This is a genomic window from Neopusillimonas maritima (assembly GCF_003576595.1).
Lineage (GTDB): Bacteria > Pseudomonadota > Gammaproteobacteria > Burkholderiales > Burkholderiaceae_B > Neopusillimonas > Neopusillimonas maritima.
On record NZ_NQOU01000005.1, the window covers coordinates 1 to 21,729 of the forward strand.

Annotated in this window: 22 protein-coding genes and 1 pseudogene; 12 read left to right on the forward strand and 11 right to left on the reverse strand. The window is 51.6% G+C overall.

Annotation, left to right across the window (positions count from 1 at the left end):
- Positions 1 to 145 precede the first annotated feature (145 nt).
- Positions 146 to 376, forward strand: a pseudogene (locus CJO09_RS12115) (integrase core domain-containing protein); the annotation flags it as partial.
- Positions 377 to 626: 250 nt separating this feature from the next.
- On the opposite strand, the gene CJO09_RS12120 reads toward CJO09_RS12115, so the two are convergent.
- The 6 genes from CJO09_RS12120 to CJO09_RS12145 form a co-directional block, all read right to left on the reverse strand.
- A complete protein-coding gene (locus CJO09_RS12120) occupies positions 627 to 1,583 on the reverse strand; it encodes a PDR/VanB family oxidoreductase (protein WP_119442582.1) in 957 nt (318 codons plus the stop codon).
- 96 nt (positions 1,584 to 1,679) lie between these two features.
- Positions 1,680 to 2,390 carry an ABC transporter ATP-binding protein gene (locus CJO09_RS12125; protein ID WP_119442583.1) on the reverse strand — a complete coding sequence of 237 codons (711 nt, stop codon included), beginning with the start codon at positions 2,388 to 2,390 and terminating at the stop codon, positions 1,680 to 1,682.
- Positions 2,387 to 3,136, reverse strand: a complete 750-nt coding sequence (locus tag CJO09_RS12130) for an ABC transporter ATP-binding protein (protein ID WP_119442584.1) — start codon at positions 3,134 to 3,136, stop codon at positions 2,387 to 2,389. Before CJO09_RS12130 ends, CJO09_RS12125 begins: the two co-directional genes overlap by 4 nt.
- A gap of 9 nt (positions 3,137 to 3,145) precedes the next feature.
- Complete coding sequence (locus tag CJO09_RS12135; protein WP_179950537.1) at positions 3,146 to 4,156, reverse strand: branched-chain amino acid ABC transporter permease; 1,011 nt, start codon at positions 4,154 to 4,156, stop codon at positions 3,146 to 3,148.
- 6 nt (positions 4,157 to 4,162) lie between these two features.
- Entirely contained in the window at positions 4,163 to 5,044 is an 882-nt protein-coding gene (locus tag CJO09_RS12140) for a branched-chain amino acid ABC transporter permease (protein ID WP_119442735.1), read from the reverse strand.
- A gap of 76 nt (positions 5,045 to 5,120) precedes the next feature.
- On the reverse strand, positions 5,121 to 6,275 hold the full coding sequence (locus CJO09_RS12145) for an ABC transporter substrate-binding protein (protein WP_119442585.1): 1,155 nt from the start codon (positions 6,273 to 6,275) through the stop codon (positions 5,121 to 5,123).
- Between the two features lie 544 nt (positions 6,276 to 6,819).
- On the opposite strand from CJO09_RS12145, the gene CJO09_RS15610 reads away from it, so the two are divergent.
- Positions 6,820 to 6,981 carry a hypothetical protein gene (locus CJO09_RS15610; RefSeq protein ID WP_158582755.1) on the forward strand — a complete coding sequence of 54 codons (162 nt, stop codon included), beginning with the start codon at positions 6,820 to 6,822 and terminating at the stop codon, positions 6,979 to 6,981.
- A gap of 373 nt (positions 6,982 to 7,354) precedes the next feature.
- On the opposite strand, the gene CJO09_RS12155 is transcribed toward CJO09_RS15610, so the two are convergent.
- The 3 genes from CJO09_RS12155 to CJO09_RS12165 all read right to left on the reverse strand — a co-directional run bounded on the left by CJO09_RS12155 (position 7,355) and on the right by CJO09_RS12165 (position 10,225).
- Entirely contained in the window at positions 7,355 to 7,762 is a 408-nt protein-coding gene (locus tag CJO09_RS12155; protein WP_245961324.1) for a LexA family protein, read from the reverse strand.
- A gap of 130 nt (positions 7,763 to 7,892) precedes the next feature.
- Positions 7,893 to 9,107, reverse strand: a complete 1,215-nt coding sequence (locus tag CJO09_RS12160; RefSeq protein WP_119442588.1) for a tyrosine-type recombinase/integrase — start codon at positions 9,105 to 9,107, stop codon at positions 7,893 to 7,895.
- A gap of 176 nt (positions 9,108 to 9,283) precedes the next feature.
- Positions 9,284 to 10,225, reverse strand: coding sequence for a YicC/YloC family endoribonuclease (locus CJO09_RS12165; protein WP_119442589.1), 942 nt, complete (start codon positions 10,223 to 10,225; stop codon positions 9,284 to 9,286).
- 101 nt (positions 10,226 to 10,326) lie between these two features.
- Here CJO09_RS12165 and rph point away from each other — a divergent pair, with 101 nt between their 5' ends.
- The 6 genes from rph to ntrC all read left to right on the forward strand — a co-directional run bounded on the left by rph (position 10,327) and on the right by ntrC (position 17,187).
- Positions 10,327 to 11,061 (forward strand): ribonuclease PH, encoded by a 735-nt coding sequence (rph, locus tag CJO09_RS12170; protein WP_119442590.1) that lies wholly within the window; start codon positions 10,327 to 10,329, stop codon positions 11,059 to 11,061.
- A gap of 14 nt (positions 11,062 to 11,075) precedes the next feature.
- Complete coding sequence (gene rdgB, locus CJO09_RS12175) at positions 11,076 to 11,678, forward strand: RdgB/HAM1 family non-canonical purine NTP pyrophosphatase (RefSeq protein WP_245961325.1); 603 nt, start codon at positions 11,076 to 11,078, stop codon at positions 11,676 to 11,678.
- A gap of 5 nt (positions 11,679 to 11,683) precedes the next feature.
- Entirely contained in the window at positions 11,684 to 12,922 is a 1,239-nt protein-coding gene (gene hemW / locus CJO09_RS12180; protein WP_119442736.1) for a radical SAM family heme chaperone HemW, read from the forward strand.
- 263 nt (positions 12,923 to 13,185) lie between these two features.
- Complete coding sequence (gene glnA / locus CJO09_RS12185) at positions 13,186 to 14,598, forward strand: type I glutamate--ammonia ligase (protein ID WP_119442592.1); 1,413 nt, start codon at positions 13,186 to 13,188, stop codon at positions 14,596 to 14,598.
- Between the two features lie 10 nt (positions 14,599 to 14,608).
- A complete protein-coding gene (gene glnL, locus CJO09_RS12190; protein ID WP_245961326.1) occupies positions 14,609 to 15,691 on the forward strand; it encodes a nitrogen regulation protein NR(II) in 1,083 nt (360 codons plus the stop codon).
- Positions 15,688 to 17,187: a nitrogen regulation protein NR(I) gene (ntrC, locus tag CJO09_RS12195; protein ID WP_119442593.1), complete on the forward strand. Its 1,500-nt coding sequence runs from the start codon at positions 15,688 to 15,690 to the stop codon at positions 17,185 to 17,187. The genes glnL and ntrC overlap by 4 nt, the downstream gene beginning before the upstream one ends.
- 1 nt (position 17,188) lies before the next feature.
- Here ntrC and smpB read toward each other — a convergent pair whose 3' ends face one another.
- Entirely contained in the window at positions 17,189 to 17,647 is a 459-nt protein-coding gene (smpB, locus tag CJO09_RS12200; protein WP_114421626.1) for an SsrA-binding protein SmpB, read from the reverse strand.
- A 60-nt stretch (positions 17,648 to 17,707) separates the two neighbouring features.
- Here smpB and CJO09_RS12205 point away from each other — a divergent pair, with 60 nt between their 5' ends.
- The 3 genes from CJO09_RS12205 to CJO09_RS12215 are packed head-to-tail and all read left to right on the forward strand — an operon-like array spanning position 17,708 to position 19,572.
- Positions 17,708 to 18,139: a type II toxin-antitoxin system RatA family toxin gene (locus CJO09_RS12205; protein ID WP_119442594.1), complete on the forward strand. Its 432-nt coding sequence runs from the start codon at positions 17,708 to 17,710 to the stop codon at positions 18,137 to 18,139.
- Complete coding sequence (locus CJO09_RS12210; RefSeq protein WP_158582756.1) at positions 18,132 to 18,464, forward strand: RnfH family protein; 333 nt, start codon at positions 18,132 to 18,134, stop codon at positions 18,462 to 18,464. Before CJO09_RS12205 ends, CJO09_RS12210 begins: the two co-directional genes overlap by 8 nt.
- Positions 18,445 to 19,572 (forward strand): enoyl-CoA hydratase/isomerase family protein, encoded by a 1,128-nt coding sequence (locus CJO09_RS12215; RefSeq protein WP_119442595.1) that lies wholly within the window; start codon positions 18,445 to 18,447, stop codon positions 19,570 to 19,572. Before CJO09_RS12210 ends, CJO09_RS12215 begins: the two co-directional genes overlap by 20 nt.
- 16 nt (positions 19,573 to 19,588) lie before the next feature.
- On the opposite strand, the gene ygfZ is transcribed toward CJO09_RS12215, so the two are convergent.
- Positions 19,589 to 20,587, reverse strand: coding sequence for a CAF17-like 4Fe-4S cluster assembly/insertion protein YgfZ (gene ygfZ / locus CJO09_RS12220; RefSeq protein ID WP_119442596.1), 999 nt, complete (start codon positions 20,585 to 20,587; stop codon positions 19,589 to 19,591).
- Positions 20,588 to 20,716: 129 nt separating this feature from the next.
- Between ygfZ and mltG the strand changes: the two genes are divergently transcribed.
- Positions 20,717 to 21,727, forward strand: coding sequence for an endolytic transglycosylase MltG (gene mltG / locus CJO09_RS12225; protein ID WP_119442738.1), 1,011 nt, complete (start codon positions 20,717 to 20,719; stop codon positions 21,725 to 21,727).
- Positions 21,728 to 21,729: the final 2 nt, after the last annotated feature.

Here is a 21,729-nt window from a genome sequence, read left to right on the forward strand (position 1 = left end):
AGGCGAAAAGGTATTTTGTTTCTTCATAGCTTCATTCTCTCAGGAAATGAAGCCTCCTCAAAACCCGGTTTGATTCACCTGTCCTTCAGTGTTGTTAGTCGGTCTCGACAGTATTGACGAAAAGCGACTGACTTTTAAAGACTTACTCAGAAGGTACTACGGTCCGGAGTTTGTGAGCACGCAGCTGTTGCAATGGGCCGTGGATGAAAAACTCGAAACGGTTCTGATCGAACCGGGCAAGCCATGGCAGAACGGCACCAACGAGAGCTTTAACGGAAAATTCCGCGACGAATGCCTGTCGATGGAATGGTTCCGCAATCGCTTGGAAGCCCGGGTCATCATCGAAGACCGATGTCGCCACTACAATGAGATCCGACTGCAACAAGACATTTTTTGGGGGTGCTGGTGAGGCCAACATCCTACATATTTGAAATCTGAGCAGGTCTAACTATATTTGTACAGTGGTGCTTTTGCTTGAGTCCATTGTTCTGGTTCATGGCCTGGACCCCAGCATTCGATCGCTGTGCCATCGCGACGAACGACTGGGCCGCATTTTTGTTAGGTGGAGCTTATAATTCCCGGAAGAGAAGGGCTTGCTTTGTGCCATTTGAGGAATGGTTGACGACCTACAGATCAAGCGTAAGCATTGCTGACTTAGCTCTAGAGCAGCAGGGCAGAATCTGGTTGTTAGCTGTTTTCTCTGCATCCGTCAGGTATAAATCACGGTGATCAGGTTCACCTTCGATAACGCGAGTAAGACAAGTTCCGCAAACGCCCTCCTCACAAGACACGGGTATGAATACGTCATTCTCTTCCAGCACCCTTGTAATTGACTTACCCGGTGCGACATCAAGAATAGTTCCCGAACTAGCGATTTTTACCTTGAAGACTTTGTCGCCGCTGGTATCGATTTCCCCTGCTCCGAAGTATTCAAAATGGATTTGGTCACTCGACCACCCGGCTTCTTTGGCTGAGTCGACGACATAGTCGATAAATCCTTTTGGGCCGCACACATAAAGATGAGTTGTTGGCGAAGGTTTAGCCATTAATGTTTTGAGATCAAGTTTCTGAGCATCATCACCGTCGTCGAAGTGGAAATGAACGCGGTCTGAAAACTCTGATGATTGAATCGTGTCCAGGAATGCAGTACGTTCACGTGACCGAGTACAGTAGTGCATTCTGAAAGCAGCATTGGTGCGATTCAGTTGGTGTGCCATACTCAAAATCGGGGTTACACCAATACCACCAGCTAACAGCAAGCTTTGATTTGCACTAATGAGCGGAAAGTGATTTTTCGGCGTGCTAATTCTTAGTACGTCGCCCACTTTGATTTTTTTATGGATAGCGACTGAGCCCCCTCTTGACTCGGCATCTTTCAGTACAGCGATTACATAGCGGTGACTTTCGGTGGAATCGTTCAGCAGTGAATACTGCCTAACGATTCCACCAGGCAGGTGTACGTCTATATGCGCACCCGCGGTGAAGTATGGTAGTTGTTTTCCGTCTACTTCGGCTAATTCAAGGCTGATGATATCAACGGCTTCAAAGATTTTATTGACAACAGTTACTGATAATTGATTCATTACATTTAAAGGTTTAGTTGAGAAACTAGGCTTAAGAGCGAATTGAGTTGAATAGAAAGGTGAGCATCTCGGGCTCTGTATGCTTTTGGAGGTATTTCAAACGCCTAGATATTGAGTTAACAATTCAGGTTGTTGAATTAGGGCTGCACTCTGTTTTTCATGGACAACCACACCTTTCTCAAGGACAACGCAGCGGTCCGTGTTGGCCAGTACCTTGCGATAATTCCGATCAACGATCAGGGTGGCTACGCCAGTTTCACGAATCGTGCCGATAATGCGCCATATCTCGGCGATAATGAGGGGCGCTAGTCCCTCTGTTGCTTCATCAAGGATTAACACGTCCGGGTTCGTCATTAAGGCACGACCAATCGCTAGCATCTGCTGTTCACCCCCCGACAGCTGTTGTCCACCGTGCCCAAGCCGCTCTGTAAGCCTTGGAAATGTCTCTAGAACACGATCGTAGCTCCAGTCGTTGCGTTCGTTAACTCCGGGACGAGCTGCGACCAGTAGGTTTTCGCGAACATTTAGGTTTGGAAAAATACCTCTGCCTTCGGGTACATAAGCTACGCCGAGGCGTGATACTTGATGAGGTGCTGAGCGTGTGTGGTCATCACCTCGGATTTTGATTTGTCCAGAGCTAGGTCGTACATGTCCCATAAGAGTTCTGATCAATGTGCTCTTTCCCATGCCGTTTCGACCTAGTAGACCAACAGATTCACCAGGATTAATTTTAAAATTGACATCAAACAGAATATGGCTCTCACCGTAGTGGGTGTTTAGACTTTTTGCTTCGATCAAACTGCTCATGCTTCATCCCCCAAGTAAGCTGTTTGCACATCGGGGTTATTGCGGATTTCCTCAGGTTCACCATGAGCGATTACGCATCCGTTCACCATAACGGTGATTTCGTCGGAAATGCGAAAAACAGCATCCATGTCATGTTCGACTAGTAAGACAGCATGTTCTTTCTTTAGGTCGTTTAATAGGCCAAGCATGCGATCGGTTTCTTCTGCCCCCATGCCAGCGAGTGGCTCATCGAGTAGGAGCACTTTGGGTCGAGTGGCGAGACACATCGCGATTTCGAGTTGGCGTTTTCCACCATGAGAAAGAAGGCCAGCTTTGCGATGGGCAAACTGTGATAAACCCGCGAGCTCCAGTGCGTGACTGGCAGCTTCATTAGTAAAGTCACATTTTGTATGTGGTGTGCCCCAATTCCAGAATTTCTGGTGCTTGGATTGCGCGGAAATTCGACAGTTTTCGTGGACTGATAAGGAGGGGAAGATTGTTGTGCGTTGATAGCTTCGTCCGAGGCCTGCTTGAGCTCGATCTGGTTGTGACCAGTCTGTTATGTCTTTATCCAACATCTTAATTTGACCCTCGTTGGGTGGGATTTCACCTGATAGCACACTGACAAGTGTGGACTTTCCCGCACCGTTCGTACCGATCACTGCATGGACAGCACCCTGATTTAGGTTGAGTGATGCGTTGTTAATGGCGATTAAGCCTCCGAAGCGTCGTGTTATGTTTTTTGCTGATAAAAGTGTTTGAGACATGCCTAGACCTTAATGTACTGTTGCTGAGCGTACTGTTGGTGATGGTTTTTTTTTGCCACGTCTTTTACTGAGCTGTTTCGGCAGACCGATCAAACCTGTCGGCATAAGTGCCACCAGCGCGATCACGGTGAGACCAAAAGTTAGGTGCCAGTGGACGGCAAACGCGCCAAAAATTGCTTCTGATTGGAAGAGTTCTTGCAGAAAAATGAGGCCAGCTGCTCCGATCATCGCACCCCATAGTCGACTGGTCCCCCCCAGAATGACCATGAATAGAACAATGCCCGATTGCTCCCAGCTCAGCAATTCCGGATTGACGTAGCCGTCCTTAATCGCGTACAGCACTCCTGCAAGGCCGCCAAATCCTGCCGCTACGATGTAAGCGGTGAGCTTGTAACCAAAGGTCGAATACCCGACAGCTCGCATACGCTGTTCGTTGACGTGTATACCTGTTAGCGCCGCTCCGAACCGTGAACGCATGAGGATGGTCAGAAAACCCCAAGTAAATATCAGGCATCCGAGGGTAAAGACATAAAACGAGTAATTGCTACTGATGTCGAGAAGAACAGCGTCTCCGATTCGTAATTCTGGGCGCGTATTCAGATAAATGCCGTCAGTACCACCCCCGAGTTTGGTGTCGTGAAAGACGTAGTAGGCCATTTGCGCAAATGCTAGCGTGACCATGATGAAGTACACCCCTTTGGTTTTCAGGGCTAAAGGACCTGTGATTAAGGCGTAAACCATGGCAGATATCACCGCTACAGGCACAAGCCATAAAAGGTTGCCAGCCGCGAATTCGGGCGACAGTAGCGTGACTGCGTAAGCAGAAACTCCAAAAAAAGCGGCGTGTCCTAGGCTGATCAAACCTGTGCATCCAACCAGTAATTGAAGGCTCAGTGCAAAAATACTGTAGATCATGACTTTGATGATCAACGTCGTGTAGTAGGCGGTTGTTATCATTGGTAAAAAGGCGATAACAATAACCAGTGTTAGCATCAAAAGAGTGCGAGATTTTGAATTCATTTCGCATCAGCCTTGTTTAAATAGCCCTTCAGGCTTGAAGAGGAGAATGGTTGCCATCATTATGTAGACGAGAACTCCGGCGACCTGAGGAAATAGAATTTGACCGAAAGTGTCGACAAATCCAATCAACATTGCGGCGATAAAGGCACCCTTAATCGAGCCGATGCCACCGATGACCACGACGACAAAGCAGATAATGATGACGGCATTCCCCATGCCTGGATACACCGATGAAACTGGTGCTGCAATTGCCCCCGCTAGTGCAGCCAAAGCAACGCCAAGTGCAAATACGACACGAAACAGTTGATTGATATCGATGCCCAGTGAGTTGATCATTTCCCGATTGCTGGCGCCGGCTCGGATCATCATGCCTAGTCGGGTGCGTGACAGTAGCCAATACATGAAGACAGCAACAATGATGCAAACCGCCGATATGAAAAGTCGGTAAGTTGGGTATGTCATGAGATCGCCAAGTTGAATAGAACCGCTGAGCCATTCTGGGGCCGATACGCCGTGTACATCGTTGTCGATGATAATGCTGCGTAGTTCCTCAAAAACCAAAATCAGCCCATAGGTCATAAGGACCTGTTGAAGGTGGTCGCGTGTGTACAGATAGCTGTAGAAGGCCCACTCAAGAAAATAGCCGAGTAGGGCAGCCAGAACAATGCAGACCAGAACAGTAGTAATGAAGCCCCCTCCCAGGTACTGCGCCACCAAAGGCTGGAGAGCAAAGGCCATATAGGCACCGATCATGTAGAAACTACCATGTGCCAGGTTAATAATGCCCATGATGCCGAAGATAAGTGTCAGTCCACTGGCTACTAAAAATAGCAGTAATCCATATTGGACAGCGTTCAGGCACTGAATAAGGTAAGTGGTCACGTCCACAACCGTTCCTTTTCTAAAGATTTGTGCCTCTTTCTTGACGATAAATTGATCATTGTCAAAAAAGAGGCGAGACAAATTAGAGTTTGCAGCCCCGTGCTGGGTCGGCAAGTTTCTCTACAGCAACTTTAACGATTTCATTTTTGCCATTCTTTACTTGGCGAAGATAAATATCTTGGATCGGATTGCCTGCAGCGGACAACTTGAATTGACCTCGGGGGCTGTCGACCACGGCGTTGCTCATAGCTTCATGCATTTGGTCGCGTTTCTTAATGTCGCCACCAACTGCTTTCAGGCCTGCGTCAAGTAACTGCGCCGCGTCGTAACCTTGCATCGCGTATACGTCAATCGGATTGGATGGATAGCGCTTCGAGAAACTAGCGCGGAAAGCATTGTCACGTGGAGTGTTTAAGTTGTCGGCGTAATGAAGCGTTGTTAAAAGGCCATCAGCTGAAGCACCTTGGGCTTCGAGAGTACCGTCGGTTAAGAAGCCGCTACCTAATAGTGGAATATTGGCAGCTAGGTTTGCGCCGGCATAATCTTGTACAAATTTGACTGCGCCACTACCCGCAAAGAAGGCATAAACAACGTCAGGCTTAATTGACGCAATTTCCGTCAATAGAGGCTGGAACTCAACGGTAGGGAAGGGTACAGTCAGGTGTCTGATTACTTTTCCGCCTTTCTCTTCAAAAGCCTCTTTGAATCCATCGGTCGATTCTTGGCCGGCAGCGTAGTTCCAAGTGATTGTGACGGCAGTCTTGTAACCCTTATCGATAGCGACCGGTCCCATCGCGTAGCCTGGTTGCCAATTTGAAAATGATGTTCGGAATACACCTTTGCTGCACAGTGGGCCAGTAATCGCATCAGCACCTGCATTAGGAATAATTAGTGTTACACCCGCATCCTTAGCAGCCTTTGCTAAGGCCATTGCTACGCCTGAGTGCACCGACCCGACCAGCACATCAACTTGGTCTCGTTTAATGAGTCTATTTGCATTGTCAGGACCTTTTGATGGATTGGATTCGTCATCGACCCGAAAGTACTGGATATCTTGACCTGCCAGTTTTCCACCTTGCTCTTCAACATAAAGCTTGAAGGCATTTTCGATCGTTTGTCCGATTGTTCCGTAAGCGCCACTGTACGGAAGCATGAAACCAACCTTTACAGTTGCTGAAGCTTGAGCGCAAGCGACTGTAAAGAGCGTTGCCGTGGCAAGAATCTTCAATTTCTTCATTTGTCTACTCCAGGTTATTTATTGACGCACAATACCGTCATTTTCAAAATGTCCATTAGGTGGACATTAGTATCATTTTAAGTGAAGAGGTTTGTATCCGCTAGTCTTATAGGTAGGCACCTAGGGAAATCCCCACGTTGATCCGACGTTTTGCAGCACTTAGGCCATTTTGTTTTATGACGGGTTAGTTGATGTGGCCTGTCCCGGCTTTTTCGATCTACGGTAACTTGAGATAATGGTCTCTTGGACGGAGAGAGGCACATGAAGAAGAACCGATACAGCGACTGGGTATTTCGGAGCAACGTGACCACTGATTTCGGCCGAACGTGACCGACGGTTTCGCTCCAACGTGACCGCCCATTTCGGCTGAACGTGACCGATTTTTGCCTTTGACCGAAATGGGCGGTCACGATAGCGAAATGGCCTGTCACGATGCCGTGACGGCATCCTACAGCGGCGTGACGGTGTTGCGCATAGAACGAACTTAAAGCGGGTACGCTTGCCGGTTTCCACGGAGAAGCCAATGCCCGCGCAAAGGATGACTATGCGTAAGATTAAAAATGTACTGTGCCTCAAATTGCAGGCAAGGTTGTCGCGTGAACACATTGCTACGGCCTTGCACATATCCAAAGGGGTCGTTGCCAAATACATCGGCCTGGCCGGCGCGGCGGGGCTGGACTGGACTGGACTGGGCGTCGATCCGTGACCTTGACGAAACGCAACTAGAACACCGTTTGCTGAGCAAGCCGGTCAAGCGGTCGGACTACGTGCTGCCAGACTACGGTCGAATCTAGCAGGAGTTGCAGCGAAAAGGCGTGACCCTCATGCTGCTGTGGGACGAATACCAGACCGAGTATGCAGTCATTGATTTCATTGCGCTCCTTTTACCCCCTAGACCTTGACCTGCTACTCGCCCACAAGAGACGATGAACCCCGATATCAAGAGTCGGAAAAGCATGACGCATGCTACTAACAAACTTGATCCATAAGATCGTTGTTGCTGAGTCCCACCAGGGGTTTGCCTTCGAGGCTTGGGCGCATCACGCGCTCGCAGGAGCAGTAAAAGCTGTTGCCGTCGATCAGGGCGATACGCTGCTGGTGTGTGGTCGAAACGTCCATGTCACTACTCTCCAGACATACAGCTCTTGCCCGTCCTTAAGCTCAATGTTGGCAAACGTAGGGTTGGCGCAGTCCAGCCGAACCACGCCTTTGCACTTGTAAAGGCGTTTGACGGTGTATTCCCCATCAACTACCGCCACCACAATACGTCCATGAGCCGGTGTGACTGACCGATCCACGAAGACGTAATCCCCGTCTTGAATGCCAGCGTCGCGCATGGAGTCGCCACGCACGCGCATGAAGAACGTGGCGTCGGGCTGCTTGACCAACAGATCATTTAGATCAAGCCGTTTCTGGGCATGGTCCTGAGCAGGGCTAGGAAAGCCGCATTGCACTGTGCTGGGTATGCCCCAGACAGTTACCGGCATTTGATTTACTGGAACGGGTTTGCCCATATTTTTACTGTGTATAGAAACAGTATTTTAGCGTTATATGAGCAACAAATTAATCGTCGGCAGAAAATTCCTAACGAGGAAAACGGGTCGATCCCTGCCTAGGCTAACCTGACATCATTGGTGCGAGCTTCTTGGCAAGCAGCTCCAAAGCTTCCCTTCGTTCATTGAAGTAGTCATGACGATTGTAAATGCCCTCTACACCTTTGAGTTTATGGTTCAAGCACCGCTCTGCCACGTGCCCAGGAACGCCTAGCGAAGCTAACAAGCTCCGGCAGGTGCGTCGTAAGTCGTGAACGGTGAAATGCGCCAGATCTTCCATTTTGTTTTCAGGTTGCACATCTTTGCCAGGGTCCCTACCAAACAGTTTGCATATCGCCCGATTCAGTGTGTCTTTACCCATGTGTGGCATTTTGCTCGACCGCCTATTTGGGAAAACATAGTCAGACCCAAATGCACGCACTTTAAGCTCGTTTAGCCACTGAATGGCTAAGTCAGGTAATGGGATGTCAATGGCAATACCCGACTTGCTTCGTTCTTTGGGCAGGTACCAAACCTTTTCGTTCAGGTCGAATTCGCTCCACTTTGCTTCCGTTAGCTCGCCTTTTCTGACGCCCAACAAGACTAAAAGCCCACAGGCCAAGTAGTTTTCCCGGGTAAAGCTAGTTGCTTCTTCTCTGAACTTCTTGAACGCAAATGTAAGCTCTTCGAAGCTCAGGGCTCTATCTCTGCTTTTTTCTATACCGCCAGCATCGTCTACCGAAAAGGCAAAAGCAGGGTTGCTGGAAACGATGTCTAGTTTGATGGCGTGGTTAAACATCTGCTTGCAGTACAGCAACGCATCGTTGGCAATCGTTGGCCTGCCGCTTTCCGTAATGTTACGCAGAATCTGCCTGATATCGCGCCCCGTAACAGCCGCTGGTTGTATTTGCCCAATGACTGGGGCGATGTCTTTTGTGTAGACCCGGAAGGGGATGTGGTGGTGCTTCAGGCGCTTTTTATTGCCTTCGTGCCAGTCCTTGAAAAGGTCATCGACGCAGTTGATCTCGCCATAACTGGCTCTCTTCTTTGCAACGAGGGGGTCAAGACCCTCTCGGAGTTGCTTCATCTGCAAAGCCGCCGCCACTCGGGCATCTGCAAGCGAAAGGTCGTCCACCTTGCCTAGAGTCATTTCTTTGCGCTTTGCGTTGGATGTGTAACGCAACATCCAGTACGCACGACCAACTTTGGGAACGACAAGGTAAAGGCCATTGCCATCGGCGAACCGTCCGGGCTCCCCCCTAATTCGTGCGCTGACGGCCTTGCTGGTAAGTTCTGCCATAACCCCCTCCAAATGTACCCACCACCAGGCTTGGTGGGTATTACATCATACTCACCATTATACCCACCGATTTAGACTTGATTCTGGTGGGTATCAGTAGACACCCATGGAGTTTGTTTTTTATATAAACTATTGATTTTATTTGTTATGTTGATATAGGTTGACATCGATTTACATCACTCAATATTCTGGGCCTGCTCGCGCATTTGCTCAATAAGCAATTTCAAATCAATGGCCGCGCGCGTAACGCTAATGCCCGCCGCTTTCGAGCCCAGGGTGTTGGCTTCACGGTTCATTTCCTGAAATAGGAAGTCCAGCCGTTTCCCGGTGCTGCCTTTATTTCGCCGGGCGTTATTAGCCGGTGCTTCGGATTCGTCACCGGCCAATAATTCACGCAATTCCGTTAAATGTGATTGCAGGCGGGTGAGTTCTTCGGCAACATCGATTCGTAAAGAAAACAGTGCGCTTTCCTGTGCGATACGGGCGGTAAGTTCTTCGCCGCTAATATTGGTGAAACCGTTGGGGTTGGCATTTTCCAGCGTTTCACGCAGCTTGCCGGTGAGCTTTTGGCGGTGTTCGTCCAGTAACTGGGGCAACACATGGCCAACACTTTCCACAATTTCATTAATCTGGTCGGCGCACTCCAGCAGCATGGTGGCCAAACGAGTCCCTTCACGTTCGCGGTTGGCCTGCATGTCGGACAGCGCCTGGTGTAAGGCTTGTTGTGCCAGCGTGACCCAGAAGTCGGGGGCCGTTTCTTCAGTGTCCTGTCCCGACGCGCCTTTAATTAAATCAGTTAAAGAGGGTGCCCCTGTGTCGGGTAAAACCTGGCGTGCCAAACGCAGCTGTTCAGCCACTTTTTTCACGTACTCGTGGTCCAGTTTATCCATAGGGTCGGTGCGTTGGCGACTATAGGACAGCCGGATTTCGACCTTGCCGCGTGACAAAGTACGGGCAATTTGTTCCCGCAAGTGTGTTTCCACCACACGTAACTCGTCGGGCAGACGGAAATTGATGTCCAGGTAGCGGCTATTGACACTGCGTACTTCCAGCGTCACGAAGCCGTCAGGGCCTTCTGCGCGGGCGGTGCCGTAGGCTGTCATGCTGCGAATAGTCATAAATATTCCATTCCCTGTTACGAGGTTGCAAAAGTTTGCGGGGCATTATGAATTAACATTGATGCATTCGCCAAACTATAGAAAGGATTGTTTTGACCGATATGACGCATGCCCGATCTGCCGGGCGAACACCCAATCAATTACGGTCGATGTCTTTGGTAACGGGCTATACCCGTTATGCCGAGGGATCAGTGTTAATCAAGGCGGGTGAAACGCATGTGCTTTGCAATGCCAGTGTACTCGACAAGGTCCCGCCTTTTTTGAAAGGCAAGGGGCAAGGCTGGGTGACGGCTGAATACGGCATGTTGCCGCGCTCCACGCATACCCGCTCCGACCGTGAGGCGGCACGGGGCAAACAAAGCGGGCGAACTCAGGAAATTCAGCGCCTTATTGGGCGCAGTCTGCGCGCCGTGTTTGATTTGGAAGCACTGGGCGAGCGTACGCTGCACCTTGACTGCGACGTAATTCAAGCCGACGGCGGTACGCGTTGTGCCAGTATTACAGGCGCCTGGGTGGCGGCGGCGTTGGCGGTTCATACGTTGATGCGTGAGGAAGTGCTAACGCAGAACCCTATTCGGGATCATGTTGCCGCGGTATCTGTCGGCTTGGTTCAAGGCAAACCGGTGCTTGATCTTGACTACAACGAAGACAGCAACTGTGATGCCGATATGAATGTGGTGATGACGGGTTCGGGCCATTTTGTGGAAGTCCAGGGAACGGCCGAGGGCGCGGTGTTTGGGCGCACGGCCTTGAACGGGTTGCTCGATATGGCAACGGCCGGAATCGCCGAACTGGTCAAGCATCAGCGTCAGGCGCTGGATTTGGCAACTGAGTGAAAGTGGGCGGTAACGTGAGAAAAGTTGTTCTGGCTTCAAATAACGCGGGAAAATTGCGCGAGTTTGATTCTTTGTTGGCACCGAAAGGGTGGACACTGGTGCCGCAGGGTGAATTGGGTGTGCCCGAAGCACCCGAGCCTCACCTTACATTCGTGGAAAATGCGCTGGCAAAGGCGCGCCACGCTTGCGAATTTACGGGCTTGCCGGCATTAGCCGACGATTCGGGGCTGTGTGTATCTGCGTTGAATGGTGCGCCTGGTGTTTATTCAGCACGCTTCGCCGCAATGAATGGGGGGGAAAAGTCGGATCAGGCGAACAACCTCTACCTGCAGCAGCAGCTTAAGGGCGTTACAGACCGCCGGGCGCATTACGTAGCGGTGCTTGTTTTCATGCGTGCCGTCAACGATCCTCAGCCTGTTATTGCGCAAGCGCAATGGCACGGCGAAATCATTTCCGAACCTATAGGAACAAACGGTTTCGGCTATGACCCTTATTTTTATGTGCCCCAATTCAATAAAACCGTAGCGCAACTGGAGCCGGGCGAAAAGAATGCGAATAGCCATCGCGCACAGGCATTGCAGTTACTGGTTGGGCAACTTGGCGGTCATTCAATTTAATGGGTATGCGTCGCATTATTCCGGTTGTGCAAGAGGGTGTGGTCTCGGCTGGTCGAGTACAAACACCGGTTAAAGCCATTGATAAGGGTAGTACTGCGCTTACCAGCTTGCCGCCTTTGGCGCTTTATGTGCATGTGCCGTGGTGTGTGCGCAAGTGTCCTTATTGTGATTTCAATTCTCATGAACTTAAGGAAGACTTGCCGGAAGACGCCTATTTGCTGGCGTTGCAAGCTGATCTGGAACAGTCGCTACCGGATATTTGGGGGCGTTCCGTGATATCGGTGTTCATTGGCGGCGGCACGCCCAGCTTGCTATCAGCCCGTGCCATTGATCGCATGTTGTCATTATTTCGATCGCATTTGAATTTATTGCCCGATGCTGAAATTACGATTGAAGCGAATCCCGGTACCGTTGAAGCCGGTCGATTCGATGATTACGCGCGCAGCGGCATTAACCGCATCTCTCTTGGTGTGCAAAGCTTCAACAATGCGGCGCTTCAAGCCTTGGGGCGTATTCACACAGCCGAGCAAGCGGGCCGCGCTATTGAACTGGCTCAACGCGCTGTGGGCCGGGTGAACCTCGACGTGATGTTTGCTTTGCCGAATCAAACTTTTGCACAATGTGAGGAAGATATCCGTCAGGCGGTAGCCTGGTCTACGTCGCATTTGTCGTTTTATAACCTGACCCTTGAGCCGAACACCGTGTTCGCCAAGTATCCGCCGGCCATTCCTGATGATGACGCCGCGGCGGTCATGCAGGAGACGGTGGCGCAACGTTTGCAGGATGCAGGTTATGAGCGCTACGAGGTTTCCGCTTATGCCAAACCCGGTGCCCGGTGTGTTCACAATGTGAATTACTGGGAGTTTGGTGATTATCTGGGTTTGGGCCCAGGGGCCCACGGAAAGCTCTCATTTCATCATGGCATTATCCGGCAGGCGCGCCTTAAAAACCCGGTTTCCTGGATGGAAAACGCAGTGAAGCGCAACGGTTCGCATCTGGCACAGTCCGGCCCGGTTGATGGCGCCGATTTGCCATTTGAGTTCATGTTGAATGCCTTGCGCTTGCGTCATGGGGTGCCGGCGCATTATTTTGAGGATCGAACCGGCTTGCCGCTGATTCAGGTTTCAAAGACCTTGCAGCAGTTGACGGACCAAGGACTATTAAGGCCGGATCCTTCGCGTTTGTGTGCGTCCGATCACGGTTGGCAATATTTGAATGAGGTGTTGGCCCGTTTCCTTCCTTGAGGCGGTGTGGGAATACGTATTTTTGCATGTCCAAAACCGGCTTTGTCGCACCAAAATGTAAAACACGTTGGTTTGCACCATCATTCGCACCATAATAGTGCATTCGCACCGAAACGAGGCGCGCGTGACGTGTTTTGATCACCGTTTAATTCGATTCGACTATAAAAGTGATCTGTTTTGGCGCGTTAAAAGTTGGCACGGATATTGCTTTATTTCAAGCAGTAGTATTTGTTTCGTTGAACGCTTTTTGCTCAGGAGTTTTTATGTCCACCCCAGAAGAAGTCATTAAATTGATGCAAGACAAAGAAGTCGCGTTTGTGGACTTCCGCTTTACCGATACGCTTGGTCGCGAGCATCACATGACCGTGCCGTCACATACTGTTGATGAAGAAAAATTGGAGTCAGGCCAGGCTTTCGACGGCTCATCGATTAGCGGCTGGAAGGGCATCGAAGCGTCTGATATGTTGCTGGTTCCCGATACTGGGTCGGCACGGATGGATCCTTTCCGCGAAGAGTCAACCTTGATTCTGACTTGTGATGTCGTTGAGCCTTCCGACCTCAAAGGCTATGATCGCGACCCACGTTCGCTGGCCAAGCGCGCGGAAGCCTACCTGAAATCCAGTGGCTTGGGCGACACCGCTTATTTCGGGCCGGAACCCGAGTTTTTCATCTTCGACGGCATTACCTGGAACGATGACGCGTCGGGTTGCTTTGTAAAAATCCAATCGGAAGAGGGCTCCTGGTCGCGCGGTATGGAACTTGAGGGCGGTAATCTGGGCCATCGCCCCAGCGTGAAAGGCGGTTATGTTCCCGTCCCCCCCGTGGATTCCTTCCACGATATGCGCTCCGAAATGTGCTTGCTGCTGGAGCAGCAAGGTGTGCCGGTTGAAGTGCACCACCACGAAGTGGCCGGCCCGGGTCAGTGTGAAATCGGTACCAAGTTCAGTACGCTGGTTCAGCGCGCTGACTGGAATCAGATTCTGAAGTACACGGTACACAATGTGGCCCATGTTTACGGTAAAACCGCGACATTCATGCCTAAGCCGGTAGTGGGTGATAACGGTTCCGGTATGCACGTGCACCAATCCGTCTGGAAAGACGGCCAAAACCTGTTTGCCGGTAACGGTTATGCCGGGCTTTCTGAGTTTGCCCTGTATTACATCGGCGGCATTATTAAACATGCCCGTGCACTTAACGCCTTAACTAATCCGGCTACCAACTCGTATAAGCGCTTGGTACCGCATTTTGAAGCGCCCGTTAAGTTGGCTTATTCGGCCCGTAACCGCTCGGCTTCCATCCGTATTCCCTACGTGGGTAGCCCGAAAGCACGCCGTGTTGAAGCCCGTTTCCCAGATCCTCTGGCGAACCCATACCTGGCTTTCTCCGCGTTGCTGATGGCCGGTCTCGATGGTGTACAAAACAAAATTCATCCCGGCGATCCGGCCGACAAGAACCTTTATGATCTGCCTCCCGAGGAAGACGCAAAGATTCCAACGGTGTGTGCATCGCTTGAAGAAGCCGTTGCTGCGCTGGATGCTGATCGTGAGTTCCTGACACGTGGCGGTGTGTTCAGCAACGATATGATCGACGCGTATATCGATCTGAAGATGGCTGAAATTACGCGGTTGCGCATGACGTCTCACCCAGTTGAGTTCGACATGTACTACAGCCTGTAAGGGGTAGGAAATGGCAAGTCGTGACAGAGCCATGATCGACAGTTACGACTTGCTTGCCACCGCCGTGTTGTTGCTGGATGACAAAGGGGAGGTGGTCCATGCCAACAATAGCGCCGAGGAGCTGTTCGGCCTGTCCCGAAGGCAACTTAAAAGCTTGTCGGTAGCCGTGCTGTTTGGTCCTGATCCCATTTTGCAGGGGCGTTTCCAGGAAGCCTTGCAAGGGCGGTTCGGGATTTTGCGACAAGACAGCACGATTCGGGCGCCGGGAGGCCAGTCGATATCGGTCGGTTTGGCCTTGGTTCCGCTTGATCACCAGCCATGGGCGGCCTTGCTCGAGGTTCGGGGTTTTGATCAGCACGATACGCTCGATCGCACGCTTCAGCTTACCCGTGAGTTAAGCGTCCAACGAGAATCCCTTAGAAACCTGGCCCATGAAGTCAAGAATCCTTTGGGGGGGATTCGCGGAGCGGCTCAATTACTTGAGAGCGAGCTGGGCGATTCTTCACTGCAGGAATATACCGGCGTTATTGTGGCCGAGGCGGATCGCCTTGGTGCCCTGATTGATCGTTTGATCGCGCCGCAAGGTGAGGGTTTGGCCACGACGCAATTCAATGTCCACGAAGTGTGTGAGCGCGTCTACACCCTGGTGAAGGCGGAGTACGCCAATCAGATTGAGTTCGTGCGCGACTACGACGCGTCGGTGCCGGATATTGAAGGAGACCAGCCGCGTCTGGTACAGGCCTTCTTGAATGTTGTGCGAAACGCGGCACAGGCTTTAACCGAACAACGCAATCCAGACCCTGAAGCGCCGCCTTGCCTGACATTGCGCACGCGTATTGGTCGTCAACTCACCCTGGCGCGGCAAACGGTCCGGCTTGGCGTCATTGTGTCGGTGATCGACAATGGGCCAGGTATTGCAACAGAGTTACGGGAAAAAATTTTTCATCCGCTGGTAACGGGTCGCGCCAGCGGCAGTGGCCTTGGCTTAAGCCTGGCTCAAGAGTTTGTACAGCAGCATGGTGGCGTGATTGAGTTTGACTCCCGTCCGGGGCATACGGAATTTCGCCTCATTCTACCGTTGGAGCAGTCATGAAACCGGTCTGGATAGTTGATGATGATCAAAGCATTCGCTGGGTGCTTGAAAAAGCGTTGGCACGCGAGGCCATCCCCGCGCAAGCGTTTTCCAGTGCCGATGAAATGCTGGATGCGTTAACTGATCAGGCGCCATCGGTTTTGGTCACGGATGTTCGCATGCCGGGTAAGGACGGATTGGCCTTATTACAGGAAATCAAAGCGCGTTATCCCGATTTGCCCGTGATTGTCATGACGGCGTATACCGATCTGAGCAGCACCGTGTCGGCCTTCAAGAAGGGCGCTTTCGATTATCTGGCAAAGCCTTTTGATATTAATGACGCCGTCGCCTTGATTCAGCGGGCCATGCCGGTATCATTGCATTCCGATGCCCCGGGTCCAGAAGCAAACATGCCTCACGTCGAGCGCGCAGAGCCTGATACGACGTCGCAGGTCATGATGAAATCGGCATCGGTTGCCATGCAGGAAGTGTTTCGCGCGATTGGTCGTTTGGCTGTGTCACCGGCGACCGTGCTGATTACCGGTGAGTCAGGCACAGGAAAAGAATTGATAGCACGCGCTTTGCACACGCATAGTCCGCGGGCTTCAGGGCCGTTTGTGGCGCTCAATGCCGCGGCGATTCCCCGCGACCTGCTAGAGGCGGAGTTGTTCGGCCATGAGAAAGGGGCATTTACGGGTGCCACCCAGCAACGCCGCGGGCGGTTCGAAGAGGCTAACGGCGGCACGCTATTCCTTGATGAGATCGGCGATATGCCGTTTGAGCTGCAAACACGCTTGTTACGCGTGTTGGCCGAAGGCAGTTTTTATCGCGTGGGGGGGTCCCAGGCGATAAAAGTCGATGTACGCATCGTCGCCGCCACTCACCAGCCGCTGGAGCAACGAGTGGCGCAAGGGCAATTTCGTGAAGACCTTTTCCATCGTCTGAATGTGATTCGTTTGAGGTTGCCGCCGTTGCGCGAGCGTAAAGAAGACATTCCCGCGCTAACAGAGTTATTTCTCGCAAACAGCGCTCGCGCGCTTGGGGTGAAGCCAAGGCGTCTAACGAATTCGGCAATGGAAACGCTCAAGGCGTTTGATTACCCTGGAAATATCCGGCAACTCGAGAATTTCTGTCATTGGCTGACGGTGATGTCTTCAGGGCAGACGGTTGACATAAAAGATTTGCCACCCGAAGTGTTGTCTGCAGCTGGACAAAATGACAATAGCGAGTCGGCGATGAGTAAACCGTCGGCTCTTAGTGAAATACAACCCCAGGTTACAACAAGCGACGATCAGGCCGATTGGGTGAGTTTGCTTGTAAAAACAGCCCGAAGCAAGCTGGAACGCAATGAGCCTGCGATTATGGCGACGTTAACACGAGAGTTCGAAAGTGCTTTGTTGAAAACGGCGTTAAGCCATTGTCGTGACCGTAAGGCTGAAGCGGCACAGCGCTTGGGTATCGGGCGCAATACCTTGACGCGAAAGTGCCAGGAATTGGATGTGTATACCGATATGTAGGTTAATCGCGATTACGCGTGTCGTGCTTCATTAAACGTTCTTTCTCGCGTGCCCAGTCTTTATCTCGAGCCGTGTCGCGTTTGTCGTGGTGCTTTTTACCCCGCCCCAGCGCAATATCCAGCTTAATGCGACCGTTTTTATAATGCAGGTTCAAAGGCACCAGCGTGTAGCCTCGCTGTTCGGTTTTACCAATCAGCTTATTGATTTCCTCCGCTTTTAATAGCAGCTTGCGGGTTCGGGTGGCGTTGGGATGGATATGCGTTGAAGCAGTTTTCAGCGGGCTGATATGCATGCCAATAACAAAAATCTCGCCATCGCGCACAATGACGTAGCTTTCCTTTAGCTGTACTTGCCCGGCGCGGATGGCTTTTACTTCCCATCCCTCCAGAACAAGACCGGCTTCAAAGCGGTCTTCAATGAAATAATCGTGCCGGGCCTTGCGGTTTTCAACAATGCTCATGAATAAGTAAAGCTATAGAAGGTAAAATCAACCTTACATTCTAGCGATTAAAAAGATTCAATGCATACAGTCCAAAGATCAGTCCTGGTTCCTTACACGTGCGCGCAAATGTTCGATTTGGTCGCCGATGTTGAAAAGTATCCACAGTTTATGCCTTGGTGTGGCGGGGCGAGTGTTCAGTCGCGCGATGAACACGGCATGCAAGCGTCCATTACCATTAGTTTTGCGGGTATTCGGCAATCGTTCACGACGCGCAACGAACACGATTACCCCCGGCAGATTACATTTAATCTGGTCGATGGTCCGTTTTCCGAGCTAACGGGAAAATGGGAGTTCATAGAATTGTCTGCCGATGCCTGCAAAGTGGTGTATACCATGCAGTATGCGTTCTCCAGTCGGGGGCTGGAGCGTGTTGTCGGCCCGGTTTTCAACCGCATTGCCAGCAGCTTTATCGATTCCTTCACCCAGCGTGCCCAAGCCTGCTATGACTGAATCGCACACCTGCGACGCTTCGTGTATTCATGTTGAGGTGGTGTTTGCGCAACCCGACACGATCTGGCGGAAAACGCTTCAAGTGCCTATCGGAACCACAGCGCGTCAGGCGCTGGATCTAAGTGGTTTTGACCAGGCATTTCCCAACGAAGTGCGGCAGGTTGGTGCGATGGGTGTCTATGGTCAACACTGCCAAGACGATTATGTTTTGGTAGACGGTGACCGGTTGGAACTGTATCGACCCTTGCAGTTTGATCCCAAAGAGTCGCGTCGTCGGCGTGCAATGCATAAACAACGAGTGAAAAATGGAAACAGTGCTGTTTGAGCGGATCCCCGCCGCCAACGGTAGTGAGGTTGGCGTTATTGTTTTGAATCAGCCCAAATGGCTGAATGGGTTGTCGCTTGAAATGGCGCAGGCGGTGACACGGCAATTAGCGCTCTGGCGCGACGATGACCGTGTGCGAGTTGTTCTGTTGCGGGGGCAGGGTGAAAAAGCTTTTTGCGCTGGTGGCGATTTGCAATCTTTTTATCGCCATATTCCCGAACCAGGAATGCCGATTTGGTCTTCTGAATATTTGCGAACCTTTTTCCGAGACGAATATATTCTCGATTACATGATTCATACGTATCCAAAACCCATCGTATGTTGGGCGAATGGTTATGTCATGGGTGGCGGTGCGGGCTTGATGATGGGTTGCAGCCATCGGGTTGCCACTGAAACAACTCGATTTGCCATGCCGGAAATCAGTATTGGTGTTGTGCCCGATGTGGGCGCAAGCTGGTTTTTGAACCGTATGCCCGAGTTTTTCGGACGCTTGCTGGGTATGACGGGTATGAGTATCAATGCGGCCGATACGCTTTTTTTGGGGTTAACGCAGTACGTTGCACACAGCAGTCAGTGGGAACAGCTTTTACACGATGTTCAGGCCGAATCCTGGGCAACGCGTCGTGAGGCTAATGATGTCTTGCTTGAACAGATAATACGTCGGTTAACATCCGCAGATATCCCTGACGGTGTTATGCAACGCAGCACAAAGACGATTCAATCGGCATGCAGCGGGCCGGATTTCCTCGCGATTTACGGCAATATTCTGCGGTGGGAGTCGGAGGATGAAGAAGTTCTTGGGCAGGCGGCACAGCGCATGAAGGCGGGCTCTCCCGGATCCGTGCGACTAACTTTCGAGCTGTTGAAAAAGGGGCGCTTTCTTAGTCTGGCCGACGCGTTCAGGCTGGAATATATTGCGGCGTTGAATTGCGCCGGCAATCCTGATTTAAAAGAAGGGATTCGTGCCCTGTTAATTGACAAAGATCGCACGCCGGCCTGGATGCCCGCCACCATTAACGAAGCCGATGCGGGCTTTGTCGCGCGTTATTTCGAGCCGCCCTGGCCGTCGGGTGAAGCGCACCCGCTGGCTTCCTTGGGGGCCGGGTAGGCGGGTGCCTTAATTGTTACTGTTCGCCGGGCTCAATGCTATAAGGCAAACTTGCCGGCGTTATTACTGGGCCATTGGGTTCGCCCAGCCGATACTGTGCCTGATTCATGTCGGCCAGTTTTACCTCAAGCAGTAACTGTGCCTGCGTGTCGTCGTGAGCTGCGTTTATAACGCGCCCTGCGGGTGAGTCGGGGTGTGCCGAATGTGCATCGAATATGTCTTGCCCGGCCAGCGATGCGATATGCTCGACTGGCACATGGGCAGTGCCTCGAGTCATTCTGCGTTTGACCGTACCCCGGTAATGACTGCGTGCCACGACTTCCTGGCCCGGATAGCAACCTTTGGTAAAGCTTACGCCGTTTATCAGATCAAGATTCAATGTTTGGGGAATAAATGCTTCTTGTGTGGCATGTTCAACCCAGGGCAGGCCGGCCAGAATGTCGGCTGTTTGCCATTTGCTTAACGCGTTTGCATTTGGCTCTAACGCAGTGGGGTGCGTGTCGGCGGGGATGAACCACCACCTTTGCGACTCCGGTTGGCTTTGCGGCGCGGCAATGCTAACGCCGCCGGGGTGTGCAATAACCCGATAAGGCTCAAAGGCATCAGGTAGTGCCCCCAGGTTCAGGCCGTTGACTTCGGGTACGGCGACATTGGCCGCCGTGTTGCCGCTTTCCAGCTTGAGCCCGATCGCTTCAGTGGACAAGCGGCGGATTTTTACCTTCGATCGCAAAACAAACATGGTTAAACGTTTGACCAAGGCGTCGGCAATGTCTGCTTTTACAAGGGCCTGGAATACGGGCTCATTGTTTTGGGTGTCGGGCATTTTCCATAAAACAAGCGTTGCCAGCGTTCTGCCTTTTGGGTTGCAATAGGCGGCCAGCATGGCTGTATCGATCGTGGCGGCCATGACATCGTTGCTGAGCTGGCCCTGCAAAAAGGCGGGCGTGTCGACACCTGCAAACTCAAGTATGGCCAAGTCGGAAAGTACGGTAGCGGAACTGACGGCAAAATTCATTGCGAGCCTACAAATAATAAGGAAAATGAAGTGTTCAACACTTTATGATAGCGGTCTTTGTCTTGCGTTGCAGAGCACCTTGCGGTGCTTGCGTACAATAACGCTGGTTATATAACTTATAGTGGCGCCATGTTGAAAATTATCAAGTCCTGGTTGCTTTGGTCGGTAAGTCTTTTGCTCGTGCTGGCCGGGCTGGTTGCGGGCGCTGCCTGGTATTGGGCAACGTCACCGGTAACCATGCAAGTTGATCCTGCCGATTACCGTATTGAGTCAGGTACGGGGGTGCGCGGCGTGGCGCGCGCCATGAGCGATGCAGGTATTCAGGTGAATGAAGATTTATTTGTCATGATGGCCCGGTTATCCGGCCGCGACATCATGATCAAGGCGGGTGCCTATGAAGCGACACAAGGTGATTCGCCCTGGACGCTACTCGAGCGCATGGCCAACGGCGATATGACACAAACTCGCATTACCCTGCTGGAAGGCTGGACATACCAGCGAATTCGTGAGGCGCTGGCAGCGCATCCCGATGTCCGTCAAACGTTGGATGGCGTTGATGATGCTCAATTGCTTGACAAGCTTGGGGTTGAGTATCCCAGCCCGGAAGGCCTTTTCTTTCCTGATACTTATGTTTTTACGCCGGGCACGACTGATTTCGACATTTTGCGACGGGCTCATGTGGCGCAAAAATCGTTGCTCGATCAATTGTGGTCGCAGCGTAACGCCGATATTCCACTTAAGACACCCTATGAAGCGTTGATCATGGCATCGATTATTGAAAAAGAGACCGGGCACGCGGCAGACCGCGATCGGGTCAGTGGGGTGTTTGCCAACCGGCTGCGTTTGGGTATGCCGTTACAAACCGATCCCACGGTGATCTATGGCATGGGTGATAAGTACCAGGGCAGAATCCGAAAGCGGGATCTGACAACCGACACCCCCTGGAACACGTATACACGAAATGGTTTGCCGCCTACGCCCATCGCCAGCAGTGGTCGTGCCGCGTTGGAAGCCGCATTGAATCCCGAGCAGCACAAGTTTCTGTACTTTGTGTCAAGGGGCGACGGAACGAGCGAATTTTCAGAGAACTTGCGCGAGCATAATCGCGCCGTTGCAAAATACATTTTGGGGCGAGACTGATA

What these genes read in the sequence shown, in the direction of transcription:
- hemW (WP_119442736.1), top strand. Translation starts at nt 11,684, where the DNA reads ATGCGTCGCATTATTCCGGTTGTGCAAGAGGGTGTGGTCTCGGCTGGT.
- mltG (WP_119442738.1), top strand. Translation starts at nt 20,717, where the DNA reads ATGTTGAAAATTATCAAGTCCTGGTTGCTTTGGTCGGTAAGTCTTTTG.
- CJO09_RS15610 (WP_158582755.1), top strand. Translation starts at nt 6,820, where the DNA reads ATGCGTAAGATTAAAAATGTACTGTGCCTCAAATTGCAGGCAAGGTTG.
- ntrC (WP_119442593.1), top strand. Translation starts at nt 15,688, where the DNA reads ATGAAACCGGTCTGGATAGTTGATGATGATCAAAGCATTCGCTGGGTG.
- CJO09_RS12155 (WP_245961324.1), bottom strand. Translation starts at nt 7,762, where the DNA reads ATGCCGGTAACTGTCTGGGGCATACCCAGCACAGTGCAATGCGGCTTT.
- CJO09_RS12160 (WP_119442588.1), bottom strand. Translation starts at nt 9,107, where the DNA reads ATGGCAGAACTTACCAGCAAGGCCGTCAGCGCACGAATTAGGGGGGAG.
- glnA (WP_119442592.1), top strand. Translation starts at nt 13,186, where the DNA reads ATGTCCACCCCAGAAGAAGTCATTAAATTGATGCAAGACAAAGAAGTC.
- CJO09_RS12125 (WP_119442583.1), bottom strand. Translation starts at nt 2,390, where the DNA reads ATGAGCAGTTTGATCGAAGCAAAAAGTCTAAACACCCACTACGGTGAG.
- CJO09_RS12165 (WP_119442589.1), bottom strand. Translation starts at nt 10,225, where the DNA reads ATGACTATTCGCAGCATGACAGCCTACGGCACCGCCCGCGCAGAAGGC.
- CJO09_RS12215 (WP_119442595.1), top strand. Translation starts at nt 18,445, where the DNA reads ATGGAAACAGTGCTGTTTGAGCGGATCCCCGCCGCCAACGGTAGTGAG.
- glnL (WP_245961326.1), top strand. Translation starts at nt 14,609, where the DNA reads ATGGCAAGTCGTGACAGAGCCATGATCGACAGTTACGACTTGCTTGCC.
- CJO09_RS12145 (WP_119442585.1), bottom strand. Translation starts at nt 6,275, where the DNA reads ATGAAGAAATTGAAGATTCTTGCCACGGCAACGCTCTTTACAGTCGCT.
- CJO09_RS12120 (WP_119442582.1), bottom strand. Translation starts at nt 1,583, where the DNA reads ATGAATCAATTATCAGTAACTGTTGTCAATAAAATCTTTGAAGCCGTT.
- CJO09_RS12135 (WP_179950537.1), bottom strand. Translation starts at nt 4,156, where the DNA reads ATGAATTCAAAATCTCGCACTCTTTTGATGCTAACACTGGTTATTGTT.
- CJO09_RS12205 (WP_119442594.1), top strand. Translation starts at nt 17,708, where the DNA reads ATGCATACAGTCCAAAGATCAGTCCTGGTTCCTTACACGTGCGCGCAA.
- smpB (WP_114421626.1), bottom strand. Translation starts at nt 17,647, where the DNA reads ATGAGCATTGTTGAAAACCGCAAGGCCCGGCACGATTATTTCATTGAA.
- rph (WP_119442590.1), top strand. Translation starts at nt 10,327, where the DNA reads ATGACGCATGCCCGATCTGCCGGGCGAACACCCAATCAATTACGGTCG.
- ygfZ (WP_119442596.1), bottom strand. Translation starts at nt 20,587, where the DNA reads ATGAATTTTGCCGTCAGTTCCGCTACCGTACTTTCCGACTTGGCCATA.
- CJO09_RS12130 (WP_119442584.1), bottom strand. Translation starts at nt 3,136, where the DNA reads ATGTCTCAAACACTTTTATCAGCAAAAAACATAACACGACGCTTCGGA.
- CJO09_RS12210 (WP_158582756.1), top strand. Translation starts at nt 18,132, where the DNA reads ATGACTGAATCGCACACCTGCGACGCTTCGTGTATTCATGTTGAGGTG.